The sequence below is a fragment of the Klebsiella aerogenes genome (genome assembly GCA_029027985.1).
Classification (GTDB): domain Bacteria; phylum Pseudomonadota; class Gammaproteobacteria; order Enterobacterales; family Enterobacteriaceae; genus Klebsiella; species Klebsiella aerogenes_A.
Map to the genome: position 1 here is coordinate 109215 of CP119076.1, position 14663 is coordinate 123877.

The 14663-nt window shown below is 56.4% G+C and carries 16 protein-coding genes; 5 read left to right on the forward strand and 11 right to left on the reverse strand.

Annotated features, from left to right (window positions below; translation table 11 throughout):
• The first annotated feature begins 108 nt into the window (after positions 1-108).
• The 4 genes from radC to mutM all read left to right on the forward strand — a co-directional run bounded on the left by radC (position 109) and on the right by mutM (position 2406).
• The gene (radC, locus tag PYR66_00520; protein ID WEF28257.1) at positions 109-774 is read left to right on the forward strand and encodes a DNA repair protein RadC; all 666 of its coding nucleotides are present in this window, start codon (positions 109-111) and stop codon (positions 772-774) included.
• A 217-nt stretch (positions 775-991) separates the two neighbouring features.
• Positions 992-1228: a 50S ribosomal protein L28 gene (gene rpmB, locus PYR66_00525; GenBank protein WEF28258.1), complete on the forward strand. Its 237-nt coding sequence runs from the start codon at positions 992-994 to the stop codon at positions 1226-1228.
• A 20-nt stretch (positions 1229-1248) separates the two neighbouring features.
• Positions 1249-1416, forward strand: a complete 168-nt coding sequence (gene rpmG, locus PYR66_00530) for a 50S ribosomal protein L33 (GenBank protein WEF28259.1) — start codon at positions 1249-1251, stop codon at positions 1414-1416.
• Between the two features lie 180 nt (positions 1417-1596).
• On the forward strand, positions 1597-2406 hold the full coding sequence (gene mutM / locus PYR66_00535; protein ID WEF28260.1) for a bifunctional DNA-formamidopyrimidine glycosylase/DNA-(apurinic or apyrimidinic site) lyase: 810 nt from the start codon (positions 1597-1599) through the stop codon (positions 2404-2406).
• 69 nt (positions 2407-2475) lie between these two features.
• On the opposite strand, the gene coaD is transcribed toward mutM, so the two are convergent.
• The 7 genes from coaD to rfaQ form a co-directional block, all read right to left on the reverse strand.
• Positions 2476-2955 carry a pantetheine-phosphate adenylyltransferase gene (gene coaD, locus PYR66_00540; GenBank protein ID WEF30542.1) on the reverse strand — a complete coding sequence of 160 codons (480 nt, stop codon included), beginning with the start codon at positions 2953-2955 and terminating at the stop codon, positions 2476-2478.
• Between the two features lie 2 nt (positions 2956-2957).
• A complete protein-coding gene (locus PYR66_00545; protein WEF28261.1) occupies positions 2958-3728 on the reverse strand; it encodes a glycosyltransferase family 2 protein in 771 nt (256 codons plus the stop codon).
• Positions 3728-5002: a lipid IV(A) 3-deoxy-D-manno-octulosonic acid transferase gene (gene waaA / locus PYR66_00550; protein ID WEF28262.1), complete on the reverse strand. Its 1275-nt coding sequence runs from the start codon at positions 5000-5002 to the stop codon at positions 3728-3730. Before waaA ends, PYR66_00545 begins: the two co-directional genes overlap by 1 nt.
• A gap of 92 nt (positions 5003-5094) precedes the next feature.
• Entirely contained in the window at positions 5095-6084 is a 990-nt protein-coding gene (locus PYR66_00555; GenBank protein WEF28263.1) for a glycosyltransferase, read from the reverse strand.
• Between the two features lie 30 nt (positions 6085-6114).
• Positions 6115-7209 carry a glycosyltransferase gene (locus PYR66_00560; GenBank protein WEF28264.1) on the reverse strand — a complete coding sequence of 365 codons (1095 nt, stop codon included), beginning with the start codon at positions 7207-7209 and terminating at the stop codon, positions 6115-6117.
• Positions 7210-7211: 2 nt separating this feature from the next.
• Positions 7212-8339, reverse strand: coding sequence for a glycosyltransferase family 4 protein (locus PYR66_00565; GenBank protein ID WEF28265.1), 1128 nt, complete (start codon positions 8337-8339; stop codon positions 7212-7214).
• A complete protein-coding gene (gene rfaQ, locus PYR66_00570; GenBank protein ID WEF28266.1) occupies positions 8336-9412 on the reverse strand; it encodes a putative lipopolysaccharide heptosyltransferase III in 1077 nt (358 codons plus the stop codon). The genes PYR66_00565 and rfaQ overlap by 4 nt, the downstream gene beginning before the upstream one ends.
• A 111-nt stretch (positions 9413-9523) precedes the next feature.
• On the opposite strand from rfaQ, the gene PYR66_00575 reads away from it, so the two are divergent.
• Complete coding sequence (locus PYR66_00575) at positions 9524-10483, forward strand: polysaccharide deacetylase family protein (GenBank protein ID WEF28267.1); 960 nt, start codon at positions 9524-9526, stop codon at positions 10481-10483.
• A 68-nt stretch (positions 10484-10551) separates the two neighbouring features.
• On the opposite strand, the gene PYR66_00580 is transcribed toward PYR66_00575, so the two are convergent.
• The 4 genes from PYR66_00580 to rfaF are packed head-to-tail and all read right to left on the reverse strand — an operon-like array spanning position 10552 to position 14655.
• Entirely contained in the window at positions 10552-11736 is a 1185-nt protein-coding gene (locus PYR66_00580) for an O-antigen ligase family protein (GenBank protein ID WEF28268.1), read from the reverse strand.
• Positions 11714-12622 carry a sugar glycosyltransferase gene (locus PYR66_00585; GenBank protein WEF28269.1) on the reverse strand — a complete coding sequence of 303 codons (909 nt, stop codon included), beginning with the start codon at positions 12620-12622 and terminating at the stop codon, positions 11714-11716. The genes PYR66_00580 and PYR66_00585 overlap by 23 nt, the downstream gene beginning before the upstream one ends.
• Positions 12622-13593 carry a lipopolysaccharide heptosyltransferase RfaC gene (rfaC, locus tag PYR66_00590; protein ID WEF28270.1) on the reverse strand — a complete coding sequence of 324 codons (972 nt, stop codon included), beginning with the start codon at positions 13591-13593 and terminating at the stop codon, positions 12622-12624. Before rfaC ends, PYR66_00585 begins: the two co-directional genes overlap by 1 nt.
• 3 nt (positions 13594-13596) lie before the next feature.
• Positions 13597-14655, reverse strand: coding sequence for an ADP-heptose--LPS heptosyltransferase RfaF (gene rfaF, locus PYR66_00595; protein WEF28271.1), 1059 nt, complete (start codon positions 14653-14655; stop codon positions 13597-13599).
• Positions 14656-14663 lie beyond the last annotated feature (8 nt).

Genomic DNA, 14663 nt, shown 5'->3' on the forward strand with positions numbered 1-14663 from the left:
TATGCCGGATATTCACTTTGCGAGGGTCCACGCAGACCTTAAAATCGTTGGTCGGCGGCGTGAAAAGGGTGTGCCAGGATGGTGTCGGACGGGTAAGGAGAGTGAGGAATGGAGATACAGAAATCCCGGATGCCGAGGGAAAAGATGCTGCGTGACGGCATTGAGGCATTGACCGACGTTGAGTTGCTGGCGCTGTTTTTGCGCACCGGTACGCGAACCCAGAATGTGTTGGCTTTTTCCCACAGTTTGCTACAGCACTTCGGTTCGCTGTATGGGCTGTTGTCGGCCGACATAGAACAGTTTGATGATGTCGATGGCATCGGCATTGCGAAATATGCGCAACTCAAAGGTATCGCTGAGCTGGCGCGGCGCTATTTTAGCCTGCGTATGCGGGAGGAACCGTCGTTGGTGACGCCGCTCATGACGCGAGAATTTCTACAAAGCCAACTGGCGGATGAAGAGCGAGAGATCTTTATGGCGATCTTTTTAGATAATCAGAATCGGGTATTGAAACATAGCCGCCTTTTTTCTGGTACTCTTAGCCACGTAGAGGTGCATCCGCGAGAAATTGTACGCGAAGCAATCAAAGTGAACGCCGCAGCGGTGATCCTTGCCCATAATCATCCCTCAGGTAGCCCTGAGCCGAGTAAGTCAGATAAGCTGATGACTGAAAGAGTGGTTAAGTGTTGTCGATTCATGGAGATACGCGTACTTGATCATCTGATTATCGGCCGCGGCGCGTACGTATCTTTTGCCGAACGCGGCTGGATTTAGCCCCGATCATGCGATCCATCGGGATCTTTGTCTGTTCGGGACTTGAGCACACCGCCGAGTCAGCGTATACTACGCCACCTTTGAGAATCTCGGGTTTGGCATTTGGGCCTGGCAATCGAGAGTTCAATAGAACTATGCGATGACCGGGCTGTAAAGCCTGACGAGGCGCCAATACCCCATACGAAGCTCGAGCTAATTTGATTTTTGGAGAATAGACATGTCCCGAGTCTGCCAAGTTACTGGCAAGCGTCCGGTGACCGGTAACAACCGTTCCCACGCACTGAACGCGACTAAACGCCGTTTCCTGCCGAACCTGCACTCTCACCGTTTCTGGGTTGAGAGCGAGAAGCGTTTTGTCACCCTGCGTGTATCTGCTAAAGGTATGCGTGTTATTGATAAGAAAGGCATCGATACAGTTCTGTCCGAACTGCGTGCCCGTGGCGAAAAGTACTAAGTACTTAGAGGAAATTAATCATGGCTAAAGGTATTCGTGAGAAAATCAAGCTGGTTTCTTCCGCTGGTACTGGTCACTTCTATACCACCACGAAGAACAAGCGTACCAAACCGGAAAAAATGGAACTGAAAAAGTACGATCCGGTTGTACGTCAGCACGTTATCTACAAAGAAGCTAAAATTAAATAATTTTAGTCTCCTTGTACTAAAACCCCGCTTCGGCGGGGTTTTTTGTTTTATGCTTCATCTTTCGAGCTACAGGTGCGTTGGCTGCAAACGTACAGCCTGGCCGCTTGCTTCACTAAGCCCCCGGACCTCCCTTCCCGCCGCCTCCCTGTCACCCGAAATTGTGTGCTTAAGAGGAAAAAAATGCCTGAATTACCAGAAGTTGAAACCAGCCGCCGCGGCATTGAACCGCACCTGGTGGGCGCAACGATCCTGCACGCCGTCGTACGCAACGGGCGCCTGCGTTGGCCGGTATCCGAAGAAATTTACCGCCTGAGCGATGAACCGGTGCTCAGCGTGCGCCGGCGCGCTAAATACCTGTTGCTGGAACTGCGTCATGGCTGGATTATCATCCACCTTGGCATGTCCGGTAGTCTGCGCATCCTTAGCGATGAACTGCCTGCTGAAAAGCATGATCACGTCGACCTGGTATTGAGCAACGGTAAAGTGCTGCGTTATACCGATCCTCGTCGCTTCGGCGCCTGGCTATGGACCAACGTGCTGGAAGGTCATCCGGTACTGGCGCACCTTGGTCCGGAGCCGCTGAGCGATGAATTCAACACTGATTATCTGCAGCAACGCTGCGCGAAAAAGAAAACCGCGATCAAACCCTGGCTAATGGATAACAAGCTGGTCGTCGGGGTCGGGAATATCTACGCCAGCGAGTCGCTGTTTTCCGCTGGGATCCATCCAGACAGGCTGGCTTCGTCGCTATCATATGAAGAGTGCGAGCGATTGGTGAAGAGCATCAAGCTGGTGCTGCTGCGCTCGATCGAACAGGGCGGGACGACGCTGAAGGACTTTCTGCAAAGCGACGGTAAGCCGGGATATTTCGCCCAGGAGTTGCAGGTCTATGGCCGCAAGGGTGAGCCCTGCCGGATTTGCGGCACGCCGATTATCGCCAGTAAGCATGCCCAGCGCGCGACTTTTTATTGCCGCCAGTGTCAGAAGTAGTGGGGATAGTTTTTCCCGGATGGCAACGGAGATAGCCCCGCTGAGCGTAACGCGAGCGGGGGAGAAACCTTACTTCAGCTTATCCAGCAGCGCCTGATGCACGTTGGCTGGCAGGAAGTGGGAGACATCGCCCTGGTGGCGCGCCACTTCCTTAACCAGTGATGAAGAGATAAACGACCACTCTTTGCACGGCATCAGGAACACGCTTTCCAGTGTTGGCATCAGGTGGCGGTTCATGTGCGCCAGCTGCATCTCATATTCGAAATCCGCTACCGCCCGCAGACCGCGAATCAAAATGTTCGCCTGTTGCGCGCGGGCGAAATTGGCCATCAAATCGCTAAAGCCAATCACCTCAACGTTAACCAGATGCGCTGTTGCCTGTTCCGCCAGCGCAATGCGCTCGTCGAGGCTGAACATCGGTTTTTTGCTCGGACTGGCGGCGATCGCCAGTAAAACCTTATCAAACATGCCTGCCGCGCGGGTGACGATATCGATATGGCCGTTGGTAATAGGGTCGAAGGTGCCCGGATAGATCGCTTTTGTGCCCATCATTACACTTTCTCCGAGTAGCCGCGGCTCAGCGCCCACAGCTCGGTGTATTTATTAAACGTGTATTGCGCGTTGACTACCGCCAGTAGCCAACCTTGTTTTCCATCCAGCACGCCGCCGCGCAGCAGCAGCGTTTTCACGAAGGCGCCCAGCGTATGGCTGAAAATACCCGCCAGGGAGGTCTTCTTGCCCTTCTGGTGGCGCTCAAGCGCCCAGGCGGCTGCATACGCCAGCTGTTTTTGCTGGAAGCCGGAGAAATCACGGCAGGTCAGATGCAGCAGGTCGCCGCTTAGCGGCACCACTTCGGCGCCGAGGCTATCCAGAGATTCATGAACCAGATTATCGTTATAGCGGTAACGCGCGCGTTCGTACAGGCGCATCACTCGGTCGGGATACCAACCGCTGTGGCGCATAAAGCGCCCGAGGAAATAGTTACGCCGGGCGATACTGTAAATAACGCCGCGCTGCGGCGCGTCCAGTACCTTGAGAATAGATTGTTTTAGCTCGGGTGTGACGCGCTCGTCGGTATCAATCATCAGCACCCAGTCGTGGCTCGCGTAATCTTGTGCGCGCTGGCGCTGGATGCCGTAGCCCTGCCAGTCGGTGTTGGTGTAGACCTGCGCGCCAAGGCTGCGGGCCAGTTCGACGGTGTTGTCGGTGCTGCCGGAATCCAACACCACCACTTCATCCGCCCAGCTTACCGACGCCAGGCAATCGGCTAACAGATCGGCCGCGTTTTTGGCGATCATCACGACGGACAGTCGGGTCGACATTAGTGGCTCCGCTGTGGCAGATAGGGTTGCAGTAACTGTAGCAGACGCGACAGCGCGCCCTGGTTTTGGTGCAGTACTTCCACCGCGTGGCGGCCGTACCACAGCCGGTAGTCTTCGTCGGTCAGCAGGGTGGAGACTTCTCTGACCAGCGAGTCGGCATCAGTGACGGTGATCAGGCCATCGTCCTGCTGCAGCTTGGCGCAGATATCTTTGAAGTTGAACGTATGCGGCCCCATCAGCACCGGAATGGCATGGGCGGCGGGTTCGAGTGGGTTGTGTCCGCCGCGCTCCACCAGGCTGCCGCCGACGAACGCGAGGTCGGCAATGCCGTACAACAGCATCAGCTCGCCCATCGTATCGCCAACTACCACCTGGGTACTGTTTGACGGAATTTCGCCGGAGCTGCGCATGGTGAAGCTCATGCCGGCCTTTTGCACCATGTCGCGGGCATCGCCGAAGCGTTCCGGATGGCGCGGCACGAGGATCAGCAGCAGGTCAGGGAAGGTTTCCAGCAGCGTCTTATGCGCTTGCAGGATAATTTGTTCTTCGCCGTCATGGGTACTGGTGGCAATCCACACTTTACGGTGCGGCGCCCACTGGCGGCGCAGGGTAACGGCGCGAGCGGCCAGTTCCGGGGTGACGGAAATATCGAATTTCAGACTGCCGGTGACCGCCAGCTGGTTACGTTTCAGGCCAAGGGCGAGGAAGCGGTTGCCGTCCTCTTCATTCTGCGCGGCAATAAGCGTAATACGGCTTAACAAGCGACGCATGAAGCCACCGAGTTTGGCATAGCCTTTGGCGGAACGTTCCGACAGGCGCGCGTTGGCGATCACCAGCGGAATTTTGCGTTTGTGCAACGCCGCGACCATATTCGGCCACAACTCGGTTTCCATGACGATGACCAGTTTCGGCTGCACGCTGTTGAGGAAGCGATTCATGGCGCAGGGCAGGTCATACGGCAGATAGACATGATGAACGTCTTTGCCGAACGCGGACATGGCACGTTCCGAGCCGGTTGGCGTCATGGTGGTGACGGTAATTGGCAGCGACGGATATCGGTGGCGCAGGGCGCGCACCAGCGGGATAGCCGCCAGCGTTTCGCCGACGGAGACGGAGTGCAGCAGAATGCCATCCGGCTCTACCTTGTTTTGACAGAAGCCATAACGTTCAGCCCAGCGTTTACGGTAGGCAGGGGCCTTACGGCTGCGCAGCAGCAGTCGCAGCCACACCAGCGGCTGAATGAGGTAGAGTAGGGTGGTATAAAGCAATTCCAAACTATTTATCCGTTTTATGTTTTTTGCGGGCAAATTCTAAGCATTTAACCCGCGTAAAGCTATCTCTTTGGCGGAAACAAAGGGATTTCTACCTATGCCGCGTTGAGATAGCGCTTGATGCGCAAATAGCGGCGTCCCAAACGCCAGCGCAAACGGAACGTGCAGGCGTTGGTCCAGATCAGGCGCCAGATGCCGCGTTCGAAGAATTCTTTAATGATAATATGCTTTTTCGACTCATCTTTCATGCAGTCGAAGGTGTGAATAATCCCCAGACCTTCTTTGGCTATCTGCCAGCGGCAGGCCGGAATATGGCGAACTTTATCCGGATAGCGCTGGTTGATGACGCTCAGCATTTCAAGAATCTTCATATAGTGGCGCGCCGAGCGCATCAGCGTCTCGTCGTTGTCCGGCTTATGCGACACCGATTCCGAGTGGATGTAGTAGTCGTAAAACTGCTCGCTGGTGTACTGCACGCGCTCGGCGGCCAGTAGCGCTTCTGTCGTCCAGGGAATGTCCTGGTGGCGCAGCCCCGGTTCAAAGTGGAAATGGTGCTGGTTAATGAAATCGCGGCGATAGATGTTCAGCCAGGTGACGTGCAGGAACTTACGTGAGTCGAGCGCCTGCTTCAGCCAGACGTGGCCTGGCAGGACGCCGGTAGACTGCAGACGTTCCGGCGGGAAAATCGGGTGAATGTCATCGCGGCTTTCATACACGTAGCGGCCGTTGCAGGTCGCGACGTCAAGATTGCCGTTCTCCGCCATTTCCAGCAGCGTGCGGTACATGCCGGGATAGAACTTATCATCAATGTCCGGGAAGGCGAGATATTTGCCGGTTGCCGCCGCCATGCCGGTATTACGCGCCACCGAGACGCCCTGGTTTTCCTGCTCCAGCACGATGACGTTCTGCAGGCGGCCTTTCCATTGATCGATAACCGCCAGGCTGCCGTCGGTCGAACCGTCGTTCACCAGAATCAGCTCATAGCTTGCCAGCTGCTGTTGCTCGAGGCATTCAAAGAATTGCGCAAGGAATTTCTCACCGTTATACACGGCAGCCACGATGCTCAATAAAGGCGTTTGACTCATAACTCATTCGATCCTGGTTAAAAAACGATGTCAGGCGCTGCGCAGCTGACGGTACTGTTGGCAAATCGACTCAACGCTGAATTTTTCCAGCGCGGCGGAATCGATAACCGGCGGGCTATGGTAAATGCTTTGCATCGTCTGGGCTAGCGCAGAACTGTTGAGGTCCGCCAGGCCACGGGACAATTCGCCGGTGAGGATTTCGACAACCCCCCCAGGACAGCGGGTGCTGGCGACTGGCGTATTGAGCAACAGCGCTTCAACAATAACGTTGCCAAACCCTTCGCTATCGGAGCTGAGCGTCAGCATGCGCGCGTGTTTAATCCACGGCAGCGGGTTTTTCTGGAAACCTTTAAACAGTACGCGATCGCCGACATGCAACTGTTGCGCCAGCTGGCGAAGCCGCTGCTCTTGTTCCGCTTTGCCCTGACCCAACAGCACCAGCGGCGCGGCGATACCGCTTTGGGCGTAAGCTTCAATCAATCGGTCGTGGCGTTTGCCCGGATGGAAGCGGCCGACATGGATGAGGTAATCCCCTTGCGGAATGTCGGCCGGGGCATCCGCTGCCGCGCGAATGGCGGCGATATCGAACGGGTTATAAATGGTTTGGAGCTGTGCAGGGCGAAGTGCGAATTGCTCGACCAGATCCTTGCCGACGGCGTCAGAGACGGTCACGACGTTGCGTCCCTGGTATACCCGCTTGATTTTCTGCTGTTTCATCCAGCGGTCAAAACCGGTGCGATGACCCAGGTAGGAAGTGGAGAAGACGCCGTGCAGACAGAACCAGACGTTACGCCCGTCCAGCGTCCGACTGCGCGCGACGATACGATCGGTTTTGTGCAGATTCGACAGCACCAGATCGAAGCGCCCTTGTTGTTCCGCGGTTTCAACCGCGCGATCAAGCTGGCGCGCACGGCGGGAGAGTTCGGTCAGCTTACGCCACGGTTTGCGGCAGCGATCGGCAATGACCTGATAATCCAGTCCTTCAGGCAGCGGGTAATCGCACACGTCACGCAGCGAAAACAGCGACACCTGCTCACCCTGGCTGAGAAAATGTTCCGCCAGCGTGAGCACCACCTTTTCCGCGCCGCCGCCCGGCAGACCATCGATAACAAACAGTATGCGCATCGTTATTTCACCAGATCCTGATAAAGGGAAAGCAGCTGCGTTGAGAGTCGCTCGCTGGTGCAGGTCATAATGCGTTCGCGGGCGCGGGCGCCTTCAGAGGAACCCAGCGCGCGCGCGGGCAGCGCCATGACCGCCTGCTGTAACGCGGCGATATCCAGCGCATCGCAGACGTAGCCGTTACTGCCCTCGATGATGAACTCCGCGCCGCCGCAGCCGGTCGTAGTGATCACCGGCAGGCCGCAGGCCATCGCTTCAAGGATCACGTTGGGGAACGGGTCGTACAGCGTTGGCAGCAGGAGACCGTCGGCCATCTGATAAAACGGCAGCGTTTCGGACTGCATACCGAAGAAGCGCACGCGATCTTCGCAGTTCAGCGATTTTGCCAACTGCTGATAGCGACTCTGTTCTTTGTCTTTGCCGACCACCAACAGATAACGATCGGTAGGCGCGATGGCGCGGATTGCCGCATCCAGCCCTTTACGTTCAAAGCCGGAACCGACATAAATCAGGCAGGTTGCCTGCAACGGCAGCTGCCATTTGGCGCGTAATGCGGTAAAGGTTTCTTCGCCCGGCGGCAGGAAACGCTGGTTATCAATGGCGTTATAGATGACGTGGATTTTGTCCGCCGGGAGGCCGAAGTCTTCGATGATTTCCTGTTTGATCATCTCCGCATTGCAAATCACCCCGCGCAGGTGCGCATCCTGATACATCTCGCGCTCCGCCTGCATCACGTAGCGGTGGTAGCGGTCGGCGAACAGCAGGCGGCTTTTCCAGGCGGGCAAAATGCGTGAACGCTGTTGCAGCCAGCGACGATGGACACCGTCGCCGGCGCGGTACAGATCGCAGCCGGGAATACGTTCATGGCTCTGCACCAGATCGAATGATTCACGTTGCCAGAGTTCGCGCGCGGCGTTGGCAAAGCCACGCTCGCGGCTGATACGTCCCCACTTACGTGGGTTGCAGATGTGAATATTCCAGTCAGGCTTAACCGGCCCCTGCCATTCGCGGGTGATAACGTTCAGTTCCAGATTACTGCTGTCGAGGGCTTCCAGCGCGCGGGAGACAAACCGCTCCGCGCCGCCGTCCGGGCGATATTTTTGCCGCACCAGAGCCAGCCTGAATTTACTCATGCCAGTACCTTTTTCGCCGCCGCGATCACCGCGTCGGTAGGGATTAAATCGAGATAACGTTCTTCGGTGTTGGTGTTGATCGCGTCAGGGTCGGGCAGTGGGCCGAAGTCGCCAGCCCAAATTACCTCGCCCTTCGCCTGCCATGGCCGCCAGAAGGTTAGCTTTGATGGGCCGAACAGGGCCACGAGCGGCGTGCCCAGCGCCGCCGCCATATGCATGGGTACGGAGTCGACGCCGATAAACAGGCGGGCGTGAGCGATCACCGCCGCCAGCTGTCGGAGCGTCAGCTGACCGGCTAACGAGTACAGCCGCGCCTGCGGGCAGCCAGCGATGATGTTCTCCACCATCTTTTTTTCTTTCGCATCGGGGCCAGAGGTAAGCACGACGGCGTAACCATCCTCCGAGAGCGCGTTAATCAGCGCGCTCATGCGCTCTTCGCGCCAACATTTAAAGAACCAGCGCGAGGTCGGTTGAATAACGATGTAGTTTTCCTGAAAGCCGTCCGGCAGCAGCGCGCGGCTGCCGACCCAGTCCGATTCGCTGTAGCCCATCCGCGCCGGCGCGTCGTCAATCTCGACTCCCAGCGGCGCCAGGATAGAGAGGTTCTGCTGCACGGTATGCAGCTGGTTGTGCTGCGACGTTGAGGCCAGCGCGGTGTGGCAATAGCGCCAGAACGGGTGGCGGCGCTTAGGGAAATCAAAGCCGATACGTGTCGCCGCACCGGTTAATTTGCTGATGATCGCGCTGGGCCACTGGTCGGCAAGGTTGAGCACCATATCGTAGCGCTGCTGGCGCAGAGTGCGGATGAGCTGCCATTCCATCTTGAGCTGATGCCCTTTACCCTGCTTTTTCCAGCTACGATCGATCGCGTAAATCTGGTTAATCTCCGGGTTTGCCGCCAGCATGTCCCGGGTCTCAGCATAGAGCAGTACATCGACGCAAGCGGCGGGATACTGCTGTTTGAGAGCGTGAATAAGCGGCGTGATCAACAACATGTCGCCATGGTGGCGCAGCTTAATGACCAGGATCCGCGCCGGGTTCTGTTGGCTGGGGGAGAGGGTTTCAGGCGTCATACTCTGTTCTTCATCCAGGATAAGGGTTCCGATTCTAGGGGATCACGTAGATTGAGAGAAGCGTTGTATTGCTCTACCATGAGCCGATACGTATGGCCTGAGGACGTTTTCGTGCACAATCCCGCATTTCTCATCACGATTGATACAGAGGGTGATAACCTCTGGCAGAAACATGACAGCATCACTACGGAGAATGCGCGCTATCTCCCGCGTTTTCAGCAGCTTTGCGAAAAGTATGGCTTCAAACCGGTCTATTTGACCAATTATGAAATGGCCATCGACCCTTTTTATATCGAATTTGCTAAAGATGTGATTGCCCGCGGCACTGCGGAAATCGGCATGCACCTGCACGCCTGGAACAGTCCGCCGACCGAGCCGCTGACCGCCGATGACTGGCGTCATAAGCCTTATCTCATTGAATACAGCGATGCCGCGATGCGCGAGAAAGTCGACTACATGACCCGTTTACTGGAAGACACCTTCCAGACGAAGATGGTCAGCCATCGCGCCGGGCGTTGGGCGTTTGATGAGCGCTATGCGCGCCTGCTGGTGGAGTATGGTTATCTGGTGGATTGCTCGGTCACGCCTCGGGTAAACTGGAAAACCGCCATGGGTGCGCCGCAGGGCGATGGCGGTACCGATTATCGCCGCTTCCCGCAGCATGCCTATTTCCTTGATGAACAGGATATCAGTCGCGAAGGGCATTCCCCGCTGCTGGAAGTGCCGATGAGCATTCAGTACAAGCACTCGGCATGGATGAATAGCGTGAAGCAGGGCTACGATCGCCTGCGCGGGAAAGTGCGTTCGCCATCCGTACACTGGCTGCGTCCGATGGGCGGCAATGTGGAAACCATGAAAAAGGTGGTTCAGCAGACGCTGGCGCAGGGTAATGATTACGTCGAATATATGCTGCACTCTTCCGAGTATATGCCGGGTGGGAGCCCGACCTTTAAGAATGAGCAGGATATCGAGCGTTTATATGCCGATCTGGAGGCGTTCTTTAGCTGGCTGGCGCCGCAGGTGAGAGGAATGACGTTGGCTGAGTATTACCAACAGAAGCGGGCGCTGTAATAAAACCAGGCGTACCTTGAACGTCTGTTGCGGAAAACAACATTGTCTTCCGCAACATTCCGCTCGCGTTATCCGACCTGGTTTTCGCGTTTTGCCTGCAGGCTTTTGCTGAGCGCAATGGCCATCGGCAGCCAGAAGAGAATCCAGGTTTCCCGTGGGTTGCTGATAATAAACATGCCCTGCGATGCCATAAACACCAGCGCAAAAATCAACATGGCCAGCCCGTAACGGCTATCATCGCGGCGTTTGCGCCATGCCCGCCATAATCCACAGGCAATGACGGCGAGCAGCAGTAGCAGACCAATGATGCCCCCCTTCAGCAGCGCGCCAAAGTATACGCTATGGGTGGTGGTGATATGTTCAGTGCTGTAATTGATAAAGTTCAGCTCATAGCCTATTCCGCGGCCTAGCCAGGGCTGACCAGCGACTTCCATTAGCGTATGGTGCCAGATACTGAGGCGCAGGCCGCTTTGGGTACCCAGTTCTTCAAACCGCTCCAGCAGCATATCGCCCACCGGCGTCAGCATGAAGACCAACGCCACCACAATCACCAGCGCGATTGCGGCAAGCAGATTGCGGCGGGTGAATACCTGCAGATGAAGAGTACAACAGAGGGCTAATACCAGCGCAATCAGCGGCCCCCGGCTTTGGGTCAGCAGCAACATCACCAGCATGATGGCGATAGGGATATACAGCAGGTGGCTCCCCTTTTCTTTTAACAGCATCGCGCTAATTAAAATGCCAACACCACAGTAGCCTGCCAGGTCGATAACGTTGGTCGGCCCAGGGTTTTCGGCGGAGACCTGACGGACGGTTAACACCAGGGTATGGTCGACAATCAGCGTCCAGAGAGAAAGGACGGTGATGCCGCCGACGACGGAAAGCAGGGCTAAACGTCGGGTGTGCGGCTGCTCTAACAGGGTTAACATGAGCAGCAGATAGAATATCAAATAGATGCCATGGGTGAGCGGCGAATCAATATTCTGCGGAGTTTTTCCCCAGATATTGCTGAGGGCAAAGTAGACAAAGAACACGACCAATAGCGCCCATGTTTGCCACTGTTCACGAAAAATCTCAGCCAGGGCCTGTCGATTCTCCTGGCGAAACAGCGATAACAAAAGCAGTAAGATGGATAAATGCAGAAGGTTATTCGCCCGGGTCGACATGCAGAAAATGGCGCTGAAAAATAAAAATAAAGGGAAAACGACAGTGTAACCCTGTCTGGCATAGTTATTTATTTTCAAAGTACTCATTAAATGAAACCTTCTGGAAAATTGTTTCTGGTACTGCGCTCTCCGGAGAGAAGTTAATCACTCGAATCTGGTGTTGTTGCAGCACGTTGGCCGCATGGGCAAAGGAGGGCATAACGAGGTTATCGACTTTCGCCGCCAGGTATGAAGGCAGTTTTTCCTGCTGTGTTTCGTAGAAACGCGGCTGGCTGAAATTGGTCATGTCCAGACCGCTTATCAGAATCGTTTTGAAACCAAGCCAGGCCAGTATTTGCAAGGCCCAATAGACCACCGTACCGGCATCAAAAATCCCCTGACGAATATCGGTGCTAAAGCACACATCGGGCCGCTGGGGAGCGAAGCGCAAGGTATCAATATGTTGATAGGCTTGCTGTATCGCGCTATTGGCGACCCTGGGCTGATAAATCTTATAGCAACCGTCCTCGATAAGCGCTAAACGGCATTGCAGGTCATCAGCATAGCGATCGAGAATTTTGGCGATGCCGTGCATGGTGGTGAACAACAAAATGCCGCGTTGACGGACGATATCGCGAATGATCTCCGGCTTCTTATCGAAAAACTCCATATCAACAATGGTATAGAGTGAAAACGTTAAGCTATTGGACAGATGCCACGCGCCATTAACCCCCATCACCGGTATGTGTTCCGGCAGTCGTGAGAAGTCAATATCGCGCGTTGAGGGGCCTGTCGCCGTTAGCAGCACTTCACCCTGCATGCTATTGCGTAGCGAGGTTAAATCCACTAAGGGAACGGATTTGCCTTTGTAGCGTAAGGCGCAAATTTCGCCGCTTTCCGCCCGACGAATTTTTACCCATGGCCACAAGTTTTCATTGTGGCGGTAGGTCCGGGGGCGGGTATAGCGATAGATTTGCTTGAACAGTGATCCCATTACACGAGTCCCTGCGCTTGCAGCAGTTGCTGAATGTGCTCGGCGGTAATGTCGCCGGTGCGGTTACCATGTGGCGGGCGAACAATATGCTGATTTTGACCGTACCCGCCAATCAGTCCCGGATCGGTTGGGCCGTAGAGCGTGAAATTAGGTTTATCGAGCGCTGCAGTCAGATGGCTCAGGCCAGTGTCGACGGACACCACGCCGCGCGCGCCAGCCAGGATCTGCGCGACTTGCTCAAGGCTCATGCGTGGCAGCACGTCGACATTATCGCGCCCTTCCGCCAGCCGTTTCGCCCGGGCTTCTTCGTGCGGCGCGCCCCACGGCAGCTTAATCCGCACGCCGCTCCCGGCCAGCAGGTCGAGCAGCGCTTGCCAACGGTCTTCCGGCCAGTGCTTATCATCGCGGGTGGTGGCGTGCAGGAACACCAGATACGGCTGTGCTGCGGAATCATCCGGGCGAATAAAGTGGCGAGCGATGGCGTAATCACCCTGCGTTTGCGGCCTGGCATAGCCCAGGCTTTTGGCGAACAGCTCGCGTGTGCGCTCCACCGCGTGCTGCTGGACGGCAATAGCGTGGCGACGGTTATAGAACAGGCTTGCCAGCGGCTCGCGGGCGGATTGCCAGTCCATACCATGCTTGATGCCGCGCGCCAGACGGGTGATCAGGGCGGCGCTTTTCACCAGCCCCTGGGCGTCGATGACCGCATCGTACTTTACCGCCTGTACGGCCTCGCGAAAGGCTTTTCTTTCGGCTTTGATGGGCGCGGAAAACCAGGCTTTGCGCCAGCGACGAATCGCCACCGGAATAACCCGGTCGACGGTTTCATGCCACGAAGGGATCTGCGCGAAGCCCTCTTCAACCACCCAATCGAAACGGATGCCGGGGATTGCCTGTGCGGCGTCGGTCAGCGCGGGCAGCGTGTGCAACACGTCGCCCATGGAGGAGGTTTTTACGATCAATACCCGCATCCGTTACGCTTCCTCGTGCTCTGTTTTTTCCGTCAACAGTTCGTTCAGCTCTTGCAGCACGCGCTCCGGGGTAATATCGATCAGACTCTGGTGGTAACCTTCGGCGGCATCGCCTTTACGCACTTTGTGATAGCCGCTAATCAGGCGGATAACGCGCGCTTTATGCGACAGCGGCGGGGTAAAGTCCGGGCTGCTGGGGCCGTACAGCGCGACCAGCGGGCGGTCCAGCGCAGCGGCGACGTGCATCAGCCCTGAATCGTTACTGACCACGGCCTTACAGGCGGCAATCAGGATCACGGCTTGCTCCAGTTGGGTTTCACCGGCCAGATTGCGACACCAGGCCTGTTGTTCGGTGCTGAGCGTGGCGATGATCTCTTTGCCCGCATCGTTATCTTTTGCCGAGCCAAAGAGTACGACCTGATAGCCATCATCGATAAGCTGTTTCGCCAGCGCGGCATAGTGGTAGTGCGGCCAGCGTTTTGCCGGACCGAACTCAGCGCCGGGGCAGAAACCGATCATCGGGCGATCGGCGGAGAGATTAAAGGCGTTGCAGGCCTGCGATTTTTCGCCTTCGTTGACCTGCAGATGCGGCCACAGCAGCGGTTGCGGCAGATCTTTCGCGCAACGCATCACGCCGTTGTCGTAGGCCAGCGCCACGTAACGTTCCACCATTAACGGCCAGGCGTCTTTGTCCAGCACGCGGGCATCGTTGAGCAGGCCGTAGCGCATCTCGCCGCGCCAACCGGTGCGCAGCGGGATGTTGGCGAAGAAAGGAACGAGCGCGGATTTAAACGAGTTCGGCAGCACATAAGCGCGATCGTAACGACGCTCGCGCAGGCTGTGGCCGAGTTTGCGACGTTCGCCAATCGCCAGAGCGCCGTGGCCCAGCGGCATGGCGATCGCTTCGTTGACTTCCGGCATGCGCGATAACAACGGACGGCACCAGGCCGGTGCCATCACGTCGATAATCGCCTGGGGATAGCGCGCCCTGAGCGTACGATAAAGACTTTGCGACATCATCATGTCGCCCACCCAAGACGGGCCTATCACCAAAATTTTCATGCTTGTTT

Excerpts from the sequence above, each read along its gene's own strand:
- PYR66_00580 (WEF28268.1), bottom strand. The coding sequence starts at position 11,736 with ATGAGTACTTTGAAAATAAATAACTATGCCAGACAGGGTTACACTGTC.
- PYR66_00560 (WEF28264.1), bottom strand. The coding sequence starts at position 7,209 with ATGCGCATACTGTTTGTTATCGATGGTCTGCCGGGCGGCGGCGCGGAA.
- PYR66_00545 (WEF28261.1), bottom strand. The coding sequence starts at position 3,728 with ATGTCGACCCGACTGTCCGTCGTGATGATCGCCAAAAACGCGGCCGAT.
- rfaF (WEF28271.1), bottom strand. The coding sequence starts at position 14,655 with ATGAAAATTTTGGTGATAGGCCCGTCTTGGGTGGGCGACATGATGATG.
- rpmB (WEF28258.1), top strand. The coding sequence starts at position 992 with ATGTCCCGAGTCTGCCAAGTTACTGGCAAGCGTCCGGTGACCGGTAAC.
- radC (WEF28257.1), top strand. The coding sequence starts at position 109 with ATGGAGATACAGAAATCCCGGATGCCGAGGGAAAAGATGCTGCGTGAC.
- coaD (WEF30542.1), bottom strand. The coding sequence starts at position 2,955 with ATGGGCACAAAAGCGATCTATCCGGGCACCTTCGACCCTATTACCAAC.
- rpmG (WEF28259.1), top strand. The coding sequence starts at position 1,249 with ATGGCTAAAGGTATTCGTGAGAAAATCAAGCTGGTTTCTTCCGCTGGT.
- PYR66_00555 (WEF28263.1), bottom strand. The coding sequence starts at position 6,084 with ATGAGTCAAACGCCTTTATTGAGCATCGTGGCTGCCGTGTATAACGGT.
- PYR66_00565 (WEF28265.1), bottom strand. The coding sequence starts at position 8,339 with ATGAGTAAATTCAGGCTGGCTCTGGTGCGGCAAAAATATCGCCCGGAC.
- rfaQ (WEF28266.1), bottom strand. The coding sequence starts at position 9,412 with ATGACGCCTGAAACCCTCTCCCCCAGCCAACAGAACCCGGCGCGGATC.
- mutM (WEF28260.1), top strand. The coding sequence starts at position 1,597 with ATGCCTGAATTACCAGAAGTTGAAACCAGCCGCCGCGGCATTGAACCG.
- rfaC (WEF28270.1), bottom strand. The coding sequence starts at position 13,593 with ATGCGGGTATTGATCGTAAAAACCTCCTCCATGGGCGACGTGTTGCAC.
- PYR66_00585 (WEF28269.1), bottom strand. The coding sequence starts at position 12,622 with ATGGGATCACTGTTCAAGCAAATCTATCGCTATACCCGCCCCCGGACC.